General features: G+C 71.9%; 16 protein-coding genes, 2 tRNA genes and 1 pseudogene. 9 read left to right on the top strand and 10 right to left on the bottom strand.

Annotation, left to right across the window (positions count from 1 at the left end):
* Positions 1-192 precede the first annotated feature (192 nt).
* Positions 193-1,479, top strand: coding sequence for an Ig-like domain-containing protein (locus tag ACQEUX_RS33360; RefSeq protein ID WP_433056876.1), 1,287 nt, complete (start codon positions 193-195; stop codon positions 1,477-1,479).
* Between the two features lie 102 nt (positions 1,480-1,581).
* On the opposite strand, the gene ACQEUX_RS33355 is transcribed toward ACQEUX_RS33360, so the two are convergent.
* Together ACQEUX_RS33355 and orn are read right to left on the bottom strand one after the other, a co-directional pair.
* Positions 1,582-1,654 (bottom strand) — tRNA-His (locus ACQEUX_RS33355).
* A gap of 112 nt (positions 1,655-1,766) precedes the next feature.
* Positions 1,767-2,357: an oligoribonuclease gene (gene orn, locus ACQEUX_RS33350; protein ID WP_433056874.1), complete on the bottom strand. Its 591-nt coding sequence runs from the start codon at positions 2,355-2,357 to the stop codon at positions 1,767-1,769.
* A gap of 72 nt (positions 2,358-2,429) precedes the next feature.
* Between orn and ACQEUX_RS33345 the strand changes: the two genes are divergently transcribed.
* Complete coding sequence (locus tag ACQEUX_RS33345; protein WP_433056872.1) at positions 2,430-3,740, top strand: glycosyltransferase 87 family protein; 1,311 nt, start codon at positions 2,430-2,432, stop codon at positions 3,738-3,740.
* Between the two features lie 32 nt (positions 3,741-3,772).
* Here the strand turns inward: ACQEUX_RS33345 and ACQEUX_RS33340 are convergent, their stop codons facing one another.
* The 3 genes from ACQEUX_RS33340 to ACQEUX_RS33330 form a co-directional block, all read right to left on the bottom strand.
* Positions 3,773-4,855, bottom strand: coding sequence for a hypothetical protein (locus ACQEUX_RS33340; RefSeq protein WP_433057317.1), 1,083 nt, complete (start codon positions 4,853-4,855; stop codon positions 3,773-3,775).
* A 149-nt stretch (positions 4,856-5,004) separates the two neighbouring features.
* Complete coding sequence (locus ACQEUX_RS33335; protein ID WP_433056870.1) at positions 5,005-5,736, bottom strand: YcnI family copper-binding membrane protein; 732 nt, start codon at positions 5,734-5,736, stop codon at positions 5,005-5,007.
* A 17-nt stretch (positions 5,737-5,753) separates the two neighbouring features.
* On the bottom strand, positions 5,754-7,418 hold the full coding sequence (locus tag ACQEUX_RS33330) for a copper resistance CopC/CopD family protein (RefSeq protein ID WP_433056868.1): 1,665 nt from the start codon (positions 7,416-7,418) through the stop codon (positions 5,754-5,756).
* A 172-nt stretch (positions 7,419-7,590) separates the two neighbouring features.
* Between ACQEUX_RS33330 and ACQEUX_RS33325 the strand changes: the two genes are divergently transcribed.
* From ACQEUX_RS33325 to ACQEUX_RS33310, 4 genes are read left to right on the top strand one after another with little or no spacing between them, the layout of a single operon-like run.
* Positions 7,591-8,181, top strand: coding sequence for a sigma-70 family RNA polymerase sigma factor (locus tag ACQEUX_RS33325; protein ID WP_433056866.1), 591 nt, complete (start codon positions 7,591-7,593; stop codon positions 8,179-8,181).
* A 32-nt stretch (positions 8,182-8,213) separates the two neighbouring features.
* Positions 8,214-8,738 carry a MauE/DoxX family redox-associated membrane protein gene (locus tag ACQEUX_RS33320; RefSeq protein WP_433056864.1) on the top strand — a complete coding sequence of 175 codons (525 nt, stop codon included), beginning with the start codon at positions 8,214-8,216 and terminating at the stop codon, positions 8,736-8,738.
* Entirely contained in the window at positions 8,731-9,447 is a 717-nt protein-coding gene (locus ACQEUX_RS33315) for a DsbA family protein (RefSeq protein WP_433056862.1), read from the top strand. The genes ACQEUX_RS33320 and ACQEUX_RS33315 overlap by 8 nt, the downstream gene beginning before the upstream one ends.
* Positions 9,444-10,523, top strand: coding sequence for a hypothetical protein (locus ACQEUX_RS33310; RefSeq protein ID WP_433056860.1), 1,080 nt, complete (start codon positions 9,444-9,446; stop codon positions 10,521-10,523). The genes ACQEUX_RS33315 and ACQEUX_RS33310 overlap by 4 nt, the downstream gene beginning before the upstream one ends.
* A gap of 88 nt (positions 10,524-10,611) precedes the next feature.
* Here the strand turns inward: ACQEUX_RS33310 and ACQEUX_RS33305 are convergent.
* The 4 genes and pseudogenes from ACQEUX_RS33305 to ACQEUX_RS33290 all read right to left on the bottom strand — a co-directional run.
* A pseudogene (locus tag ACQEUX_RS33305) lies at positions 10,612-11,377 on the bottom strand (energy-coupling factor ABC transporter ATP-binding protein); the annotation flags it as partial.
* Positions 11,374-12,144: a cobalt ECF transporter T component CbiQ gene (cbiQ, locus tag ACQEUX_RS33300; RefSeq protein WP_433056858.1), complete on the bottom strand. Its 771-nt coding sequence runs from the start codon at positions 12,142-12,144 to the stop codon at positions 11,374-11,376. The pseudogene ACQEUX_RS33305 and the gene cbiQ, both read right to left, overlap by 4 nt.
* A gap of 16 nt (positions 12,145-12,160) precedes the next feature.
* Positions 12,161-12,604, bottom strand: a complete 444-nt coding sequence (locus tag ACQEUX_RS33295) for a PDGLE domain-containing protein (RefSeq protein ID WP_433056856.1) — start codon at positions 12,602-12,604, stop codon at positions 12,161-12,163.
* Positions 12,601-13,317, bottom strand: a complete 717-nt coding sequence (locus tag ACQEUX_RS33290; RefSeq protein ID WP_433056854.1) for an energy-coupling factor ABC transporter permease — start codon at positions 13,315-13,317, stop codon at positions 12,601-12,603. Before ACQEUX_RS33290 ends, ACQEUX_RS33295 begins: the two co-directional genes overlap by 4 nt.
* A gap of 204 nt (positions 13,318-13,521) precedes the next feature.
* Here ACQEUX_RS33290 and bcp point away from each other — a divergent pair, with 204 nt between their 5' ends.
* The 3 genes from bcp (at position 13,522) to ACQEUX_RS33275 (ending at position 14,787) form a co-directional block, all read left to right on the top strand.
* Positions 13,522-13,998, top strand: coding sequence for a thioredoxin-dependent thiol peroxidase (bcp, locus tag ACQEUX_RS33285; protein ID WP_433056852.1), 477 nt, complete (start codon positions 13,522-13,524; stop codon positions 13,996-13,998).
* Positions 13,999-14,085: 87 nt separating this feature from the next.
* A tRNA-Leu gene (locus ACQEUX_RS33280) sits at positions 14,086-14,168 on the top strand.
* A gap of 91 nt (positions 14,169-14,259) precedes the next feature.
* Positions 14,260-14,787, top strand: a complete 528-nt coding sequence (locus ACQEUX_RS33275) for an N-acetyltransferase family protein (protein ID WP_433056850.1) — start codon at positions 14,260-14,262, stop codon at positions 14,785-14,787.
* A gap of 4 nt (positions 14,788-14,791) precedes the next feature.
* Here the strand turns inward: ACQEUX_RS33275 and ACQEUX_RS33270 are convergent, their stop codons facing one another.
* Entirely contained in the window at positions 14,792-15,781 is a 990-nt protein-coding gene (locus ACQEUX_RS33270; RefSeq protein WP_433056848.1) for an expansin EXLX1 family cellulose-binding protein, read from the bottom strand.
* Between the last annotated feature and the right edge of the window lie 68 nt (positions 15,782-15,849).

The following is a 15,849-nucleotide window of genomic DNA, read 5'->3' as shown; positions in this document are numbered from 1 at the left end:
ACTCCCATGACGTGACGAAGGTGCGACGACCCTCAATCCCGGTACGGAGACGAGCCAGCCTCACGAAACGCCGGATAATAGCAAATTTCCGGCATGATGGTCGGCGTGTTTCGGTTCACCCTCGGCAACCGGGGCCGGCTCTGGCGCGTCAGTAAGAGACGATGGGTCAGCGACCACGACTGTGAGGGAATCATGCGAGCTAGCCAGGACCAGCTCATCCGGCCCGGTGGGCGACGCCGCGTGTTCGCGGCGGGGCTCCTCGCCGTAGCGCTGGCCTTCACCTCTGCCTGCACCGACGGAAACGGCGGCAAGCCGTCCTCGTGGCACGGCGGCGGCGAGAGCCCGGCACCGAAGGCGGCGGCGACCATCAGCGAGCCGGCGGCCGACGCCAAGGACGTGCCGGCGTCCACCGGCATCACCTTCACCACGAAGGACGCCCTGGAGACCTCCGTCGAGCTCAAGGACGCGGCCGGCAAGGCGGTTCAGGGCGCCCTCGCCGCGGATGGCAAGACGTGGCTGCCCGCCGGCGCACTGGCGTACGGCACGAGCTACACGGCGACCGTGACCGCCACCGGCGACGACGGCCGTCCGGCCACCGCGACCAGCACCTTCACCACCATGGCCAAGCCCAGCAACCAGGTACGGGTGAGCAGCTTCCTCGGTGACAACCAGGTGGTCGGGGTTGGCATGCCGCTGATCGTGAAGTTCAGCCGGGGCATCCCGGAGGACTACCGCGACGACGTGCAGCGCCGGATGACGGTGACCTCGACACCGGCCCAGGAGGGCATCTGGCACTGGGTCAGCCCCACCGAGATCCGCTACCGGCCGAAGGAGTTCTGGAAGGCCGACAGCAAGGTCTCCTACCGGGTCCAGGCCGGCGGCCTGCCGATGGGCGACGGCTGGTACGGCCGCGCCGACCTCAGTGTGGACGTCAAGATCGGCGCTGCGGTGGTCATGACGGTGGACAACAAGACCAAGCGGATGACGGTGACCCGCAACGGCTCCGTGATCAAGACCATCCCGGTCAGCCTGGGCAAGAAGACCACCCCGTCGTCCAGCGGCACCATGGTCGTGATCGAGAAGCTACGCAAGACGGTCTTCGACACGTTCGAGGAGCTGGGCCCCGAGGAGGGCTACCGCACGAAGATTGACTTCGCGCAGCGTCTCACCTGGGGCGGCGAGTTCATCCACGCGGCACCCTGGTCGGAGGGACAGCAGGGCAGCGTGAACGTCTCGCACGGCTGCGTGAACGTGTCGATGGCCAACGGCGACTGGCTGTTCAAGAACACCCAGATCGGCGACCCGATCACGGTCAAGGGCACCGAGCGCAAGCTGCAGAACGGCAACGGCTGGACCGACTGGAACATGAGCTGGGACGAGTACGTCAAGGGCAGCGCCCTCCCGTACGAGCCCCCCGCCGACCCGGACACCTCGCCAAGCCCGGACGGCGCAACCCCGTCCCCCACGCCCACCGCCTGAGCACACGACGAAAGCCCCCTCCACCGGAGGGGGCTTTCGCGTGGGCCCCCACAACGACTCAGGCCCCCTCGGAAGAGGGGGCCTGAGCAGCGCATCCAACTGGGTGACTGATGGGAATTGAACCCACGACAACCGGGACCACAACCCGGTGCTCTGCCAACTGAGCTACAGCCACCATGCCGCCGTCGCCCGGTCGATCGCCCCGGGCGGGGTGCGGACCAATAATAGCCACACCGCCGCGTACCGCGTCCAGCGGGTTCCCTGCTCCCCGGGGACATCCGCCCGGGTCAGAGTTCGGCGGCGATCGCCTTCGCGGTCTCGACGTCCGGGCCGGGCAGCGGGACGAAGACGGTGCGCCGGTAGTACTCCAACTCCCGGATGCTCTCCCGGATGTCGGCCAGCGCCCGGTGCGCGAGGCCCTTCTGCGGCTGACCGAAGTACACCCGGGGGTACCACCGACGGCTGAGCTCCTTGATCGACGAGACGTCGATCATCCGGTAGTGCAGGTGCGCGTCGAGGCGGGGCATGTCGCGGGCGATGAAGCCCCGGTCGGTGGCGATCGAGTTGCCGCACAGCGGGGCGGTACGCGGATCCTTGACGAAGCTCCGGACGTAGTCCAGGACCAGGTCTTCGGCCTCGGCGAGGGTGACCACCGAGCGGCGGACCTCTTCGGTGAGGCCGGACCTGGCGTGCATCGTCTGGACGATCTCCGGCATCGCCTCCAGAGCCGCCTCGTCGGCGTGGATCACCACGTCGACACCGTCACCCAGCACGTTGAGGTCGGGATCGGTGACCAGTGCCGCAACCTCGATCAGTTTGTCCCTGCCAAGGTCCAACCCGGTCATCTCACAGTCGATCCAGACAAGGAGATCAGCCACCGGGACAGCCTACGCGCAGCCCACGCCCTGCGGCTGCGCGCTCTCGGCCGAGCGGACCGCTAGGGTTTCGGGGTGCCAGCAGAACCCGTCGCACCGCCCGCCGTCACCGACGACGATCCCGGCGGCCGTACGGTCCGTCGCCTGGTCGCGGTGGTGGCCCTCACCGCCGTGCTGCCAGCGCTCTACCTGCCCGGCCTGGTGCACAACTTCTTCGACCTCAAGATCTACATGTCCGCGATGGACTGGTGGCGCGTCGGCCACCCGCTCTACGACTACGTCCAGCCCGATCGGGTGCAGGGCGAGTTGTACTTCACCTACCCGCCGTTCAGCGCGCTGCTGCTGTGGCCGTTCGGGCTGCTGCGGCTCGGCGTCACCGTGACGATCTTCACGGTGCTCACCGTGCTGGCCGTGGTGGTGACGACCCGCTGGCTGGTGGCGCCGGTGATCGCCCGGCACAACCTGCCGCAGGCGTTCACGCTCACCGTCGCCGTGCTGCTGGTGCTGGCGGTGGAGAGCATCCGCGAGACGATCACCTTCGGGCAGATCAACATGCTGCTGGTGGTGCTGATCCTGGCCGACCTGCTGTTCGCCGTACCGCAGGCGCGACGTTGGGCCGGGGTGGGCGTGGGGCTGGCGGCGGCACTCAAGCTCTTTCCCGGCATCTTCATCGTGTACCTGCTGGCCACCCGGCGATGGCGGGCAGCGGTGGTGGCGAGCGTGACCGCGGCGGCGGCGACCCTGCTCGCGGCGGCGATCGCACCGAACGACTCGTGGCGGTTCTGGACCCACGAGTTGTGGGCCACCGAGCGCGTGGGCCGCACCGACATCGTCGGCAACCAGTCGTTGTTCGGTCTGCTCAGCCGGTTCACCGCGCCGGAGAAGCCGGATCGGCTGCTCTGGCTGCTACTGGTCGCCGTGGTCGCCGTCTACGGCCTGTGGCGGGCAGCCCACGCGGCTCGGGCTGGTGACGGTGTGACGGGCCTGACCCTGACCGGCCTGGTCGGCGCCCTGGTCAGCCCGATCACCTGGACCCACCACATCTACTGGTTCGTGCCCGCGATGGTGCTGCTCGTCGACGCGGCGTTGAGTGCCAACCGTCCGGATGAGGTACGCCGGCGTCGGTGGCTGGCCGGGCTCGCGTTGGGTACCGCCGCCCTGACCATCTACGGCGTGGTGACGTTCCAGGCCTGGGGCACGGCAGCGGTCCGCACTCATGACCCGGTGGACTTCGCCCTGCAGAACACCTACGTGCTGCTCAGCCTGCTGCTGCTGGTAGCCCTGCCGGTGCGCTCGCGCCGCCGCGAGGAGAACGTGGGCCGCCCCGAGGAAGACGCGCGCCGCCCTGAGGAAAAGTCGCACCAAATGGACAGACCTCCCCACTAGCCGCCATCGGCGCTAATCTGACCTCATCTACCTCAAGCGTCGCTCGGGTAGCACCGATCCCCCGGTGAGGGTGGCCCTCCGCGTCGGCAGCGCGGAGGGCCACTCGTCGTTTCGTCCACCACCACCGGCCGGGCTGTGGCCTCCACACCGGCCGGCGGCCACGCGAGACTCAGCGTCACCTCCGGTGGGCGGGGCAGACGGACCGGTTCGTCGAGATCGGCGAGCGTGGCCGGCCGGGCCGGCTCGGCAAGCGTGGCCGGCCGGGCCGGTTCGGCGCCGATCGCCGACCGGGGCCGCTCCCCCGCACCCGAGCCGACCGGGGCGAGCTGCCGCACGGCCGGCAACGGTGGGGTCGAGGCGGGATCCCGGGCGCTCAGGCCACTCAGCGAGGTGACCCCGAGCCGGCCGGCGAGCACCGGCACCTGATCCGGCTCGACCACGAAGATCACCTCGCGCGGACGCAGCGGTCGCAGCAGGAGCAGCACCGCGCACACCAGCAGCAGGACGCCGACGGCCAGCAGGCCCCAGGTGGCCGGGCCGGTCCACCCTGCCCGCAGCTCGGCACGCAGGTCCAGGGCAAGATCGGCACCGCCATCCGGGCGCATCACGACCAGGCTCATGGGCTCGTCGGCCAGGTCGCCCACACTCCACTCCAGCGAGCCGATCCCCTCGCGTACCCAGAACGGCTGGCCCAGAGGGCTGACCGGCACAGCGGCAGCCGGAGCTGTCGAGGGACCGACCGGGTCCAGCCGGACCGGCAGCGGGCCCTGGGCCAGCGCCACCCGGCGGACCGTGGCGTGCGGCACCGGCTCCAGCCATCGGCGCACCTCGGCGGTGGGCGCCAGCCCGACGAAGGCCGGGCCGTCCGGGGTGCGGGCGTCCAGTCGCAGTCGGGTCTGCGCGGTACGCGCGAAGGCTGCCTCCTGCCGCAGCAACCGGTCGAGATCGGTGACCACGACCGCGTGGCCGGGTGTGCGCACCGTCTCGAAGCGGGCGGCGAAGGCCCCGTCGGGGTCGGCGTGTCGGGTCACCAGCCACAGCGCGCCACCGGCGAACAGCGCCGGAATCCCCACGACCAACAGCAGCACTCCAGCGACCACCCGCACGAAACGCATTCGCACCGTCTCCCTCCGTAGCCAGATACCCGGCCGACCTTACCGACGTACGCCGTCTGATCAGGGGATATCCACGGCACGGTCGGTCCCGACCCGCGGAAAGCGCGCTGGCCCGCCGGATCCTCCGGCGGGCCAGCGGGTTTGACGGGTCAGGACTTGGTGACCGGCTCCCGGCGGGTCCGGGCGAACGCCAGCCCGCCGAGCACCAGACCGGCCAGGCCGGCGACGAGACCGGCCACGCCAAGGCCGACCGCGAGCCCGTCGGCCTCGTCCTTGACATAAGGCATCGGAGTGGCCGCCTGCACGGTCGGCTCGGCCGAACCCGACGGCGCGGCGGCGGTGAGGGTGAGCACCGGGGCCGGGTGCTCCGGCTCCTCGCCGCCCGGCGCCGGCTCGTCGATCCAGCGCGAGATGGTGCCGTCCGAGTAGGTCTGCAGGGTCTTGAAGACCATCGAGTCGACCTGCGGCAGTGGCCCCATCGAGACTCCGAACTCCTGGAACTGGCCCGGCTTCACCCCCGCGTCGCCGGTGGCCGTCCAGGTCAGCTTGGCCACCGCCTCGGTGATCGGGCTGCCGTGCACCTCGATCGGCGGGTCCACCTTGCGCTTCTCCACGGCCACCGTCCAGCCGGCCACCGGCATGGTCGACACCGAGCCGACCGGCGCGTTCTCCGGCAGCACCACCTCGAGCTTGATGGTCGACGCGCTGTCGCTCTCGTTGGGCACCCGGAACGCCACCCGGGCGTAGCCGCCCTGGGTCGCCTCCTTCGGGTTCACGGTGACGTGGGCGGACGCCGGTCCGGCGAAGCCGAGCACGGCGGTGGCGGCGGCGGTGAAAGCCAGAGCGGCGGCGGCGGTTGCGGTACGCCGGAGTCGGGTCATGGGGTTCGCGAACCTCTCTAACGGATGGGCACGGTGGCGGTCACCGTGGCCTGGTCGATGTCGGTCGTTCGGGCGGTGATCTTGATTTGCCAGTCGCCGGCGGCCGGCAGGCTGATGTCGCCGTACGCGTGGTTGTCAGTCAGCGGCAGCAACGGAACCTCGATCGGCTCGATCCCGGCCGAGGGCAGCGCGGCGGTGGCCCGCCACTCCACCACCGGTAGCGGCTGGTTGTCCTTGCCGTACGCGTACAGGTGCACCGAGTTGTTGCCCCGCTCGGCCGGGCTCAGCTCGACCTCCAGTGCGAAGAGCGGGCTGGTCAGCCTGGTGCTGAAGAGGCCGGCCTCGGTGCCGGACGGCTCGACCACGGCGGTCCGGGCGGGCGTGGTCTGCACGAGAGTGGCGGACAGGCCCAGCACCACCACGGTCACGGCCAACTCGACCCAGACCGCCCGGCGTACCGGCGCCGGGCGCTGTGCCGCGGTGCGGCGGCGCACCAACTGCCGGGAGTACGCGGCCACGGCGATCACCAGCGCGAAAAGGCCGATCTTGGCCAGCAGCAACCGACCGTAGGTGGTGGTGAACAGCGCCTGCGGGGTGGCCACCTCGATCAGCGCCTGCACGGTGCCGGCCAGCAGCAGCGCCGAGACGGCGAGCGCCGCCCAGCGCGACCAGATCGGCAGGATCGCGCCCAGCTCCCGCTCGTCGGCCTGACGCAGCAGGAATCCGGCGAGCATCAGCAGACCGCCCAACCAGACCGCCATGCTGCCCAGGTGGACCGCGTCGACCACCACGGAGACCGCCGGCGCCGGGGAGGCCGCCGGGTGCCCGGCCAGCGGCCAGGTCAGCAGGGCGGCACCGCCGAGCACGGCCAGGATGATCGCGTCGGCGCGGCCGGTCGGCCGGGCCAGCAGTGGCCGGAGCAGGAAGGCGGAGGCCGCCAGCAGGCCGAGCCGGACCAGGTGGGCGGCGCCGAAGGCGCTGCCGAACACGCTGCCGAAACCCTCGCCGGTCACCTCGAAGAGACCGCCACCGGCCGTGTAGGGCACCTGCAACCACAGGTCGGCGAGGGTGGCGACGGCCACCAGGCCGAGGCCGGTCCACGCCAGCCGGGTCGGCCCACGGCGGGAGAGCCGCCGTGGCCACAGCGCGGCGAGCACCAGTGCCGGCCCCACCAGCAGCACCAGGCCGGCGTAGCCGAGGAAACGGGCCACCTTCACCGCCGTACCCACCACCGGGTTGGCGCGGCTGTCCGTGCCGGAGTCGACGGGTGGCGTCGAGGGTGCGCCGACCGAGTAGGTGAACGCCCCGGAGACCGGGTGACTGTCGGCGGAGATCACTCGGAAGCTGACCAGGTAGGTGCCTCGGTCACCGGCCGGGTCCACCGGGATGGTCACGACACCGTCGTCGAACGACGGCTCGCCCCGGTCGGCCCGTGACCCGTCCGGCGCGATGACCCTGATCTTGCCCGGAACCTTGCGGACCGACTCGCTGAACGTGAGGACCACCTCGGACGGCCCGCTCGGCACCACCGCGGAGGCGGACGGGCTGCTGCTCTGGAGCACCGCGTGGGCGCTGGCCGGGGTGGCCGGCGCGATCAACAGGGCGACGACGGTGACCAGGAGGCCGGCGGCGGCGGCCAGCCGGGCGACCCAGCGGCGGGGGGCGACAGTCATGCCGGCCATGGTCGCCGACGAGTGTCACTTTCGGCGACCCGAGGCGGTTGACCGCGTCCGTGGTCGAGAGGCATGACCGGGTAGTCGGCCGATGGCGGGGAAAAGTTCCCGACGTGGCGCAGACCATCCATGGGCCGAAGGACCCTGACGCGCTGTCGGGCGCCGCGTAACCTGGTTTGTCGTGATCCCCGTCCCGCGTGACACCGGTGCTGCCGGCCCGGCAGAGCCGGCTGGTGACGTCGCCCGGGACCCGGCAACCGAGTGGGCGCTGACGGCGCGTGCCGGTGACCCGACCGCCCAGGCGGCGTTCGTCCGGCTGACCCAGGTCGAGGTCTGGCGGTTCGCCGCAGCCCTGGTCGACCCGGACAGCGCCGACGACCTGACCCAGGAGACGTACCTGCGGGCGTTTCGGGCCCTGCCCACGTTCGAGGGTCGCTCCAGCGCCCGCACCTGGCTGCTCGGCATCGCCCGGCGTGCCTGCGCCGACCACCTGCGCACGGTGATCCGCCGCCGCCGGCTCGACGAGCGCCTGGCGGCGAACGCGTACACCGACCGCCCGCACCCGGACCCGGCCGGCCAGTTCGGGACCGCCGATCTGGTCCGCCGGCTCAGCGCCGAGCGACGTGCCGCGTTCGTGCTCACCCAACTGCTCGGCCTGTCGTACGCCGAGGCCGCCGCCGTCGAAGGGGTGCCGGTGGGCACCATCCGTTCCCGGGTCGCCCGGGCCCGCGACGAGCTGGTCGAGGCGGTCGGCGACGCGTTGACCGGCTGAGTGCGGAACTTCCGGCGAAGACGGGACGACAAATGAGCGTGACTGCACCTCCCACCCGGGCCGGTCGCTGGCCCGTCGTCCGGCCCTGGCTCGGCACCGCTGCCCGGCTCGGCCTGGCCGCCGTCTGGCTCGTCGCCGGCGCGTCGAAGGTCAGCGACCTCGCCGCCTCCGGGCGGGCCGTCAACGCGTACCAGGTGATGCCGTACGACGCGGCGAGCGTGATCGGTGCGGCGCTGCCCTTCGTCGAGCTGGCCCTGGGCGTGCTGTTGCTGCTCGGGCTGGCCACCCGGCTCGTCGCCGGGGTCTCCGCCGCGCTGCTGGTGGTATTCATCGTGGGGATCGCCTCGGCCTGGGCACGTGGGCTGGCGATCGACTGCGGCTGCTTCGGCAGTGGCGGTCAGCTGGCCGAGGGGCAGGCCCCCAGTTACCTCCCGGAGATCCTGCGGGACCTGGGATTCTTGGTACTGGCCGGATTTCTGCTGATCTGGCCCCGTACGCCCGTATCGGTGGACGGGTGGCTGTCCGGCGAACCCGCTGTGGAGGACGAGGATGAGTAGTCGCAAGGGGCAGCGGGACGCCGCCCGGGTGGTTCGCGAGCAGCTCGCCCGCGAGCGGCGGCGCAGACGCACGATCGGGGTCTCCGCCGCCGCGGTCGCCGTCCTGGTCATCGCCGGTGTGATCGGCTGGGTCGTCTGGTCCAACCAGCGGTCCGACGACTTCATCACCCCGCCCGGCGCGAACGCCGACGGCACCGGCATCGTCACCGGCGGCGGCCCGGTCACCGTCGACGTCTACGAGGACTTCATCTGCCCGGCCTGCAACCAGTTCGAGCAGACCAGCGGAGCGACCCTGGAGCAGCTGGCGGCCGAGAACAAGGCGAAGGTGGTCTACCACCCGGTGGCGTACCTCAACCGCTTCTCCACCACCGAGTACTCGACCCGGTCCTCGGCAGCCTCCGGCTGCGCCGCGGCGGAAGGCAAGTTCCGGGAGTACGCCAAGGCGCTCTTCGAGAAGCAGCCACCGGAGGGCAGCGCCGGGCTCAGCAACGACGAGCTGATCGACATCGGCGCCGGGGTGGGGCTCGACCGGGCCTCGTTCGGCGGCTGCGTCAAGGACGGCACGTACCAGACGTGGACCGAACACGTCACCGACGAGGCCAGCCGGAGCAACGTCACCGGCACGCCGACCATCCTGGTCAACGGCCAGCCCCTCGCCAACCCCACCCCGGAAGGTCTCACCGCGGCCGTGGCGGCGGCCGGAAAGTGATCCGTACCCTGCTGGCCCGTGCCGGCCTGGTCGCCGCCGCAGCCTGCGCGGCCACCCTGCTCACCGCGGCGCCCGCCGCCGCGCACGGCGCGGACGCACCGGACGGCACCGACTACCGCACCCGGACCACCGGGGTGGCACCGGCGCGACCGGGGCTGGAGGTACGCGTCGTCGAGGCGGGCGCCCGGCTGGAGTTGACCAACCGCACCGGCCGCGCCATCGAGGTGATCGGCTACTCCGGCGAGCCGTACCTGCGGGTCGGCCCGGACGGGGTCTTCGAGAACAGCCGTTCCCCCGCCACGTACCTGAACCGCACCCTCGCCGGGGACACCGCGCTCCCGGCCGAGGCCGACCCGGCAGCCCCGCCGTCCTGGCGGCGGATCGACGACGGGCCCACCGTGCGCTGGCACGACCAGCGCGCGCTGTGGCAGGAGTCGGCACCACCGGCGGAGGTACGCGCAGCGCCGGACCGCGAGCACCGGGTCCGGGACTGGACGGTCCCGCTGCGCGACGGCGCCGACCCGGTGGCGATCGGCGGCACGCTGGACTGGGTGCCGCCGCCGGACGCGTACACCTGGTGGGCGGTGACCATCGTGGGGCTCCTCGCGGTGGGCGCGCTCGGCCTGGTCGCCGCGGGCGCACCGGCCGGCGGTCGCGCGCTCGGTGCGCTGGGTGCGCTGCTGGTCGTCGGCGGCGCGGTCGCCGTGGTCTACCCGCTGGGGCGGGAGCTGGACGCCGGCGCCCAGGGCGTGGGCGGGGTGGTGGTCGGGCTGCTGTCCGGGCAGGTCTGGTCCCTGCTCACCGGCCTGGGCGCGATCGCCGCCGGTTGGTACGCGCTGACCCGCCGCCGCCCGGCCGCCGACTTCGTGGTGGCGCTGGCCGGAGCCTGTCTGGCGCTCTTCGCCGGTGCGGCGAACGCCGCCGTGTTCGCCCGGTCCATCGCCCCGGTGCCCTGGTCGCCCGGGGTCGCCCGCGTCATGGTGGCGTTGGTGCTGATCACCGGCACCGGCGCAACAGCCGCCGGGATCCTCCGCCTACACGCCGCCTCCCGGCTCGCGGCAGCACCAACCCCCTGACCCCCCCCCCCCCGCGATCTTGGACTTTACGCTGGAGAGATGCGGCTTTCGCGACAAAAGCGGGGACAGAAAGTGCAAGATCGCGAAGAGTGGGGCTAGGACGGCGGGGTGAAGCCGTAGGGGAGTTCCAGGCGGTGGCGGGCCAGCAGGTCTGCGTCGCGCAGGAGGGTGGGGGTGGGGGCGTCGGCGACGATCCGGCCACCGTCCAGGATCACCGAGCGTTCGCACAGCTCCGCCGCGTACGGCAGGTCGTGCGTGACCATCAGCAGAGTCACCGGCAGCTGGCGCAGGATCTCGGCCAGCTCACGGCGGGCCGCCGGGTCCAGGTTCGACGAGGGCTCGTCGAGCACCAGGATCTCCGGGTGCATGGCGAGTACGGTGGCCACCGCCACCCGACGGCGCTGCCCGAACGAGAGGTGCTGCGGCGCCCGATCACGGTGCTCGCTCATCCCCACCGCGGCGAGCGCCTCGTCCACCCGGGCCGCCAACTCCGCCCCGCGCAGACCCAGGTTCGCCGGCCCGAACGCCACGTCCTCCGCGACCGTGGGCAGGAACAGCTGGTCGTCCGGGTCCTGAAAGACGATGCCCACCCGGCGACGCACCTCGCCCAGCGTGGCCCGATCCGGCGTGACCGTCAGCCCACCGACGCTCACGCTGCCCTCGGTCGGGGTGAGGATGCCGTTGAGGTGCAGCACCAGCGTGGTCTTGCCGGCACCGTTGGGCCCGAGCAGCGCCACCCGATCGCCGCGCGGCACGTTCAGGTCCACCCCGTGCAGGGCGACGTGCCCATCCGGGTACGCGTACCGAACGCCACGAACGTCCAGCGAGACAGCGGTCTGCACGACACCGATCATGACAGCACGACGGCGGTGGCGGCGATGGAGGCCGCCAACACCGGCACGGTCGCCGCGACCAGCCACTGACCGACGGTCGCCGCACCGTCGCCCTGCCACACCGCGGGCATCCTCCCGGTGTAACCCCGGGACAGCATCGCCAGGTAGACCCGTTCGCCGCGTTCGAACGCGCGCAGGAACAGCGCCCCGATCCCGCCGGCGAAGCCGCGCACCTGCCACAGGAAGCGCGGGTCGTCACCCCGGGAGATCCGGGCCACCCGCATCCGCCGCGCCTCGCCGACCAGCACATCGAGGTAGCGCAGCATGAACGTGGCGATCTGGGTGAGCACCTGCGGGCAGTGCAGCCGGTCCAGCCCCACGATCAGATCCCGGGTGGTGGTGGTCGCCGCGAGCAGCAGCGAGGCGAGCACGCCCAGGGTGCCCTTGGCCAGGATGTTCCACGCGCCGTGCAGCCCGTCCTCGGACAGCCGCAGGCCCAGCACCTCGACCCGGTCGCCGCTGCCGAGGAACGGCAGCGCGACGGCGAACAGCACGAACGGCAGCTCGATCAGCGCCCGGCTGAGCAACCACCGTGGCCCCACCCGGGCCAGCGCCGCCACCGCGGCCACCAGCAGGGCGTACGCGCCGAAGGCCCAGAACGCCGTGCGGGGGGTGGCCACCACGGCGATGGTGAAGACCACCATCGCCACGATCTTGACCTCGGGCGGGAGCCGGTGCACCGGCGAGTCCGACTCGCGGTACAGCACATGCCCGTGACCGACACCCATTCCGCGTACCCCCTGCTCAGCTGGCCGCGTCGGCGCGGCGCCGGACGTCGTCGGACGGCGCGGGGTCGCCCCCGGCGGGCGTCGTCGCGTCACCGTCGGTCGGCACGTCACCGTCGGTCGGCGTGGTGCTCCGGCGGCGCAGCAGCCAGAAACCGCCGGCGCCGATCGCGAAGGTGACCAGCACCCCGAGCACCCCGGAGAGGCCGGTCGAGATGAAGCTGTTCCGCACCCCGCGCACCCCGTAGTCGGCGAGCGGGCTGTCGGCCAGCTCGTGATCCTGGGCCTGCTGCGCCGGGCAGCTGCCGCCGGTGATGGCGTGGTCGGCGTCGACGGTGCAGCCCTTGAGCAGGGAGGAGTCCAGCCCGTCCGGGTGTGACGAGGCGTAGTTGCTCACCACACCGGCGAGCAGCAGGGCGACCAGCAGGCCGCCGGCCAGGAAGGCCCAGGTGCGGTTCCTCATCGGACACCTCCGGCGACCGGGACGGCGGGGTTGGTGGGGGTGCGCAGTGAGCGCAGCGCGTACACCAGGTCGGGGCGCACCTTTGCGACGGTCAGCACGGTGGTCGCGGTGATCAGGCCCTCGCCGATGCCGATCAGCAGGTGGACAGCGGCCATCGTCCCGGCCAGGCCACCCAGGTTGTTACCCAGGTCGGTGGTGCCACCCAGCCAGTACTGCAGGACGAAGCCCTGCGACGCGACCACCACGCTGAGCATGGCCGCGACGAACGCGGTCACCGCCAGCCCGGCCGGCGTGCGGGGCAGCACCCGCAGCAGGATCGCGATCAGCAGGTACGCCGCAGCGGTGCCGAGCAGCGCCATGTTCGTGATGTTGAGGCCGAGCATCGCCACGCCGCCGTCACCGAAGATCAGTGCCTGCACGACCAGCACCACGGCCACACAGAGCGCGCCCACCCACGGGCCGACCAGCATGGCGGCGAGCGCGCCACCGAGCAGGTGGCCACTCACGCCGGCCGTGAAGATCGGAAAGTTGAGCATCTGCACGGCGAAGATGAACGCCGCCACCAGGCCCGCCATCGGGGCCAGCCGGTCGTCCAGGTCACGCCGGGCGCGCAGGACGCAGGCGGTGAGCGCGGCAAGAGCGAGCGCGGCGAAGATCGCCGCGACGGGACCATCGATGATCCCGTTCGAGATGTGCATCGCCAGTGTCTCCACGCGACCTCCCACGCGTCAGCGGGCCCGACCGGGCCGGCGTGGGTCAGCCTATTTCCCAGACCTCGTTATTGCCAGAGCTTGGCAACAAGGCATGGTCTTGATCACCTTCGCAGGTCGGACTCGGTGTCGACGCGGCTCTGCTGATCGACTCGCCTTGCGCGCCGCCAACGTTGGCATCGGCGCGCCCGGCGGTATCGTCGGGCCATGACCGCGCCCGACCGTCTCTCCCCCGGTGACCCCGCGCCCGAGTTCACCCTCACCACCGACACCGGCGACCAGCTCTCCCTCGCCGACCTGCGAGGCCGCAAGGTGGTCCTGTACGCCTACCCGGCCGCGATGACCCCTGGCTGCACGAAGCAGGCCTGCGACTTCCGCGACTCGCTCGCCTCCCTCCAGGCCGCCGGCTACGAGGTCGTCGGCATCTCGCCCGACAAGCCGGAGAAGCTGGCGAAGTTCCGCGAGCGCGACGCGATCACCTTCCCGCTGGTGTCGGACCTGGACAAGACGGTGCTGACCGCCTACGGCGCGTACGGCGAGAAGCAGCTGTACGGCAAGACCGTCACCGGCGTGATCCGCTCGACGTTCGTCATCGACGCCGACGGCAAGATCGAACGAGCGCTCTACAACGTCAAGGCCACCGGGCACGTCGCCAAGCTCCGCCGCGACCTCGGCCTGGACTGACTGTCGTACCGGGCGCACGATCTCGACCATCCTCAAGGGGCCGGGCTCAACAGCGTCGAAGCCGGACGCTCTAGACTCAGCGAGTTGGCGGGAGTGGCGTAACGGCAGCCGCGATAGGTTTAGGTCCTATTGTCCGAAAGGGCGTAGGGGTTCGAATCCCCTCTCCCGCACACGTCAACGGGAACCACGTGCCGGCGACCGACTGTCGGGCGCGTCACGGTCGCGGGTCGTTCGCCTGGTCGCCGGGTCAGGATGGCGAGCGTGAGTCTGCGCTTCGTCCTCGACCCCGACCTGACCCCGCAGCTGCGCGCCGAGATCGTCGACCTCTGGGCGGACGTCAGCAACGCGGGCGGCGCGGTCGGCTTCGTGCCGCCGGTCACCGCCGCCGACGTCCACGTCATCGCCGACCCGACGTTCGCCGGCATCGCCGACGGACCGGACCGGCTGCTGGTCGGATACTCCGGGGACCGGCTGGTGGCCCTGCTGATCTTCAGTGACAACCGTTTCCCGCTCAAGGCGCACTGGTGTGTGTTGAAGCGGGTGATGGTCCACCCGGACACCCAGGGCGCCGGCTACGGCGCGGCGCTGATGGGTGAGGCCGCCCGGTTGGGCCGGGAGTTCGGCCACGAGGCGCTGCACGTCACGGTGCGGGACGGGCTGGGGTTGGACAGGTTCTACCGCCGCCTCGGGTACCGGGAGATCGGCCGGTTGCCGGGCGCGTTGCGGGTGGCGCCCGATGACGACCGGGACGAGATCCTGATGTGGCTCGACCTGACGCCGGTCGACTGAGCGGTCAGCCCGCGCACCAACGGGCGTTCACCGCGGCCGTGCGGGCGGCCGGCGTGTCGGTGGCCGGCGCGCTCGCCCTCGCCACCTCGACCGGGCGGCGGGCCGGCGTCGGCGTACCGCTGGGTCGGTTGCCGGGCGGCCGGGCCGACGCGGACGGGCGCGGGACGGCCGCCACGGCGGTGCGCGCGTACATCCGGACCGCGCTGTTCTGCACCCGGCCGGGTGCCATCCGGATGCCGCCGACGGTGGCCCGGTTCCCGTACACGTCGCTGACCCGGACGCTGAAGGGGCCGGGCCCGGCGCCGGAGGCGATCAGCCAGTAGTTGTAGTCCTGCCGGGTGGCCGACCGCCACGGACCGCTGTCACCCTGCCGGACCTCGACGGAACGCAGCGGGTTGCCGTGGTTGCCGACGCGGACGGCGAACCACCACTGCGACGCGCCCTCCTTGATCCGGAAGGTGAGCGGACCGGGCAGGGGTGGGTTGACCACCGCGCGGTAGGTGACCGCGACGAGGCCCTGGACCGGGTCGGCGATCCGGGCGAACGCCTCGCGGGACAGATCGAGGTGCCCGGGCGCGCACTCGGGGCACTGATCCATGATCAGGACTCGGACGGTGCCCTTCGGGCCGGTCACGTCGAGGAATCCACCGCAGGCGGCACCGGCGGAGTACTCCGTCGGGCCCAGCGCGACGTAGAGCCGGTTGGCCGGGGCGGCCGGGTTCGAGCAGTTGCCGCCGGCGCCCTTCGAATCGTAGAAGGTCGCCTTGCCGCTGTGCGTGGTGTTGCCAACGGGCGGTGCGGCGGCGAGCGTCCGGCCCGCGGCGCAGGCCGGGGCGGAGCCGGACCGCAGGGTCAGCGTGAGCCCGAGCGCCGCCGCGAGGACGGTGACGCCGGTGGCGACCAGCCAGGGCATCGGGCCGGACGACGACGCCGGCCTGCCCTCGGGCACCTGGTCCAGGTCGATGTCGATGTCGACAGCGCTTCCGTCCGTCACGACGGCGATGCTGCCGGAACCGGGCGTGGGCGGACAAGCCGGCTAAGCCAAAGCTAAGACAGCATCGA

The sequence above is a fragment of the Micromonospora sp. CA-259024 genome, from assembly GCF_050936255.1.
In the GTDB taxonomy this organism is placed as follows: domain Bacteria; phylum Actinomycetota; class Actinomycetes; order Mycobacteriales; family Micromonosporaceae; genus Micromonospora.
This window is presented reverse-complemented; position numbering and strand designations above follow the sequence as displayed.

Bases quoted from the DNA above. Each gene is read 5' to 3' on its own strand.
- ACQEUX_RS33360 (WP_433056876.1), top strand. From the start codon at position 193: ATGCGAGCTAGCCAGGACCAGCTCATCCGGCCCGGTGGGCGACGCCGC.
- ACQEUX_RS33340 (WP_433057317.1), bottom strand. From the start codon at position 4,855: ATGCGTTTCGTGCGGGTGGTCGCTGGAGTGCTGCTGTTGGTCGTGGGG.
- ACQEUX_RS33335 (WP_433056870.1), bottom strand. From the start codon at position 5,736: ATGACCCGACTCCGGCGTACCGCAACCGCCGCCGCCGCTCTGGCTTTC.
- ACQEUX_RS33330 (WP_433056868.1), bottom strand. From the start codon at position 7,418: ATGGCCGGCATGACTGTCGCCCCCCGCCGCTGGGTCGCCCGGCTGGCC.
- ACQEUX_RS33320 (WP_433056864.1), top strand. From the start codon at position 8,214: ATGAGCGTGACTGCACCTCCCACCCGGGCCGGTCGCTGGCCCGTCGTC.
- ACQEUX_RS33315 (WP_433056862.1), top strand. From the start codon at position 8,731: ATGAGTAGTCGCAAGGGGCAGCGGGACGCCGCCCGGGTGGTTCGCGAG.
- cbiQ (WP_433056858.1), bottom strand. From the start codon at position 12,144: ATGGGTGTCGGTCACGGGCATGTGCTGTACCGCGAGTCGGACTCGCCG.
- ACQEUX_RS33295 (WP_433056856.1), bottom strand. From the start codon at position 12,604: ATGAGGAACCGCACCTGGGCCTTCCTGGCCGGCGGCCTGCTGGTCGCC.
- bcp (WP_433056852.1), top strand. From the start codon at position 13,522: ATGACCGCGCCCGACCGTCTCTCCCCCGGTGACCCCGCGCCCGAGTTC.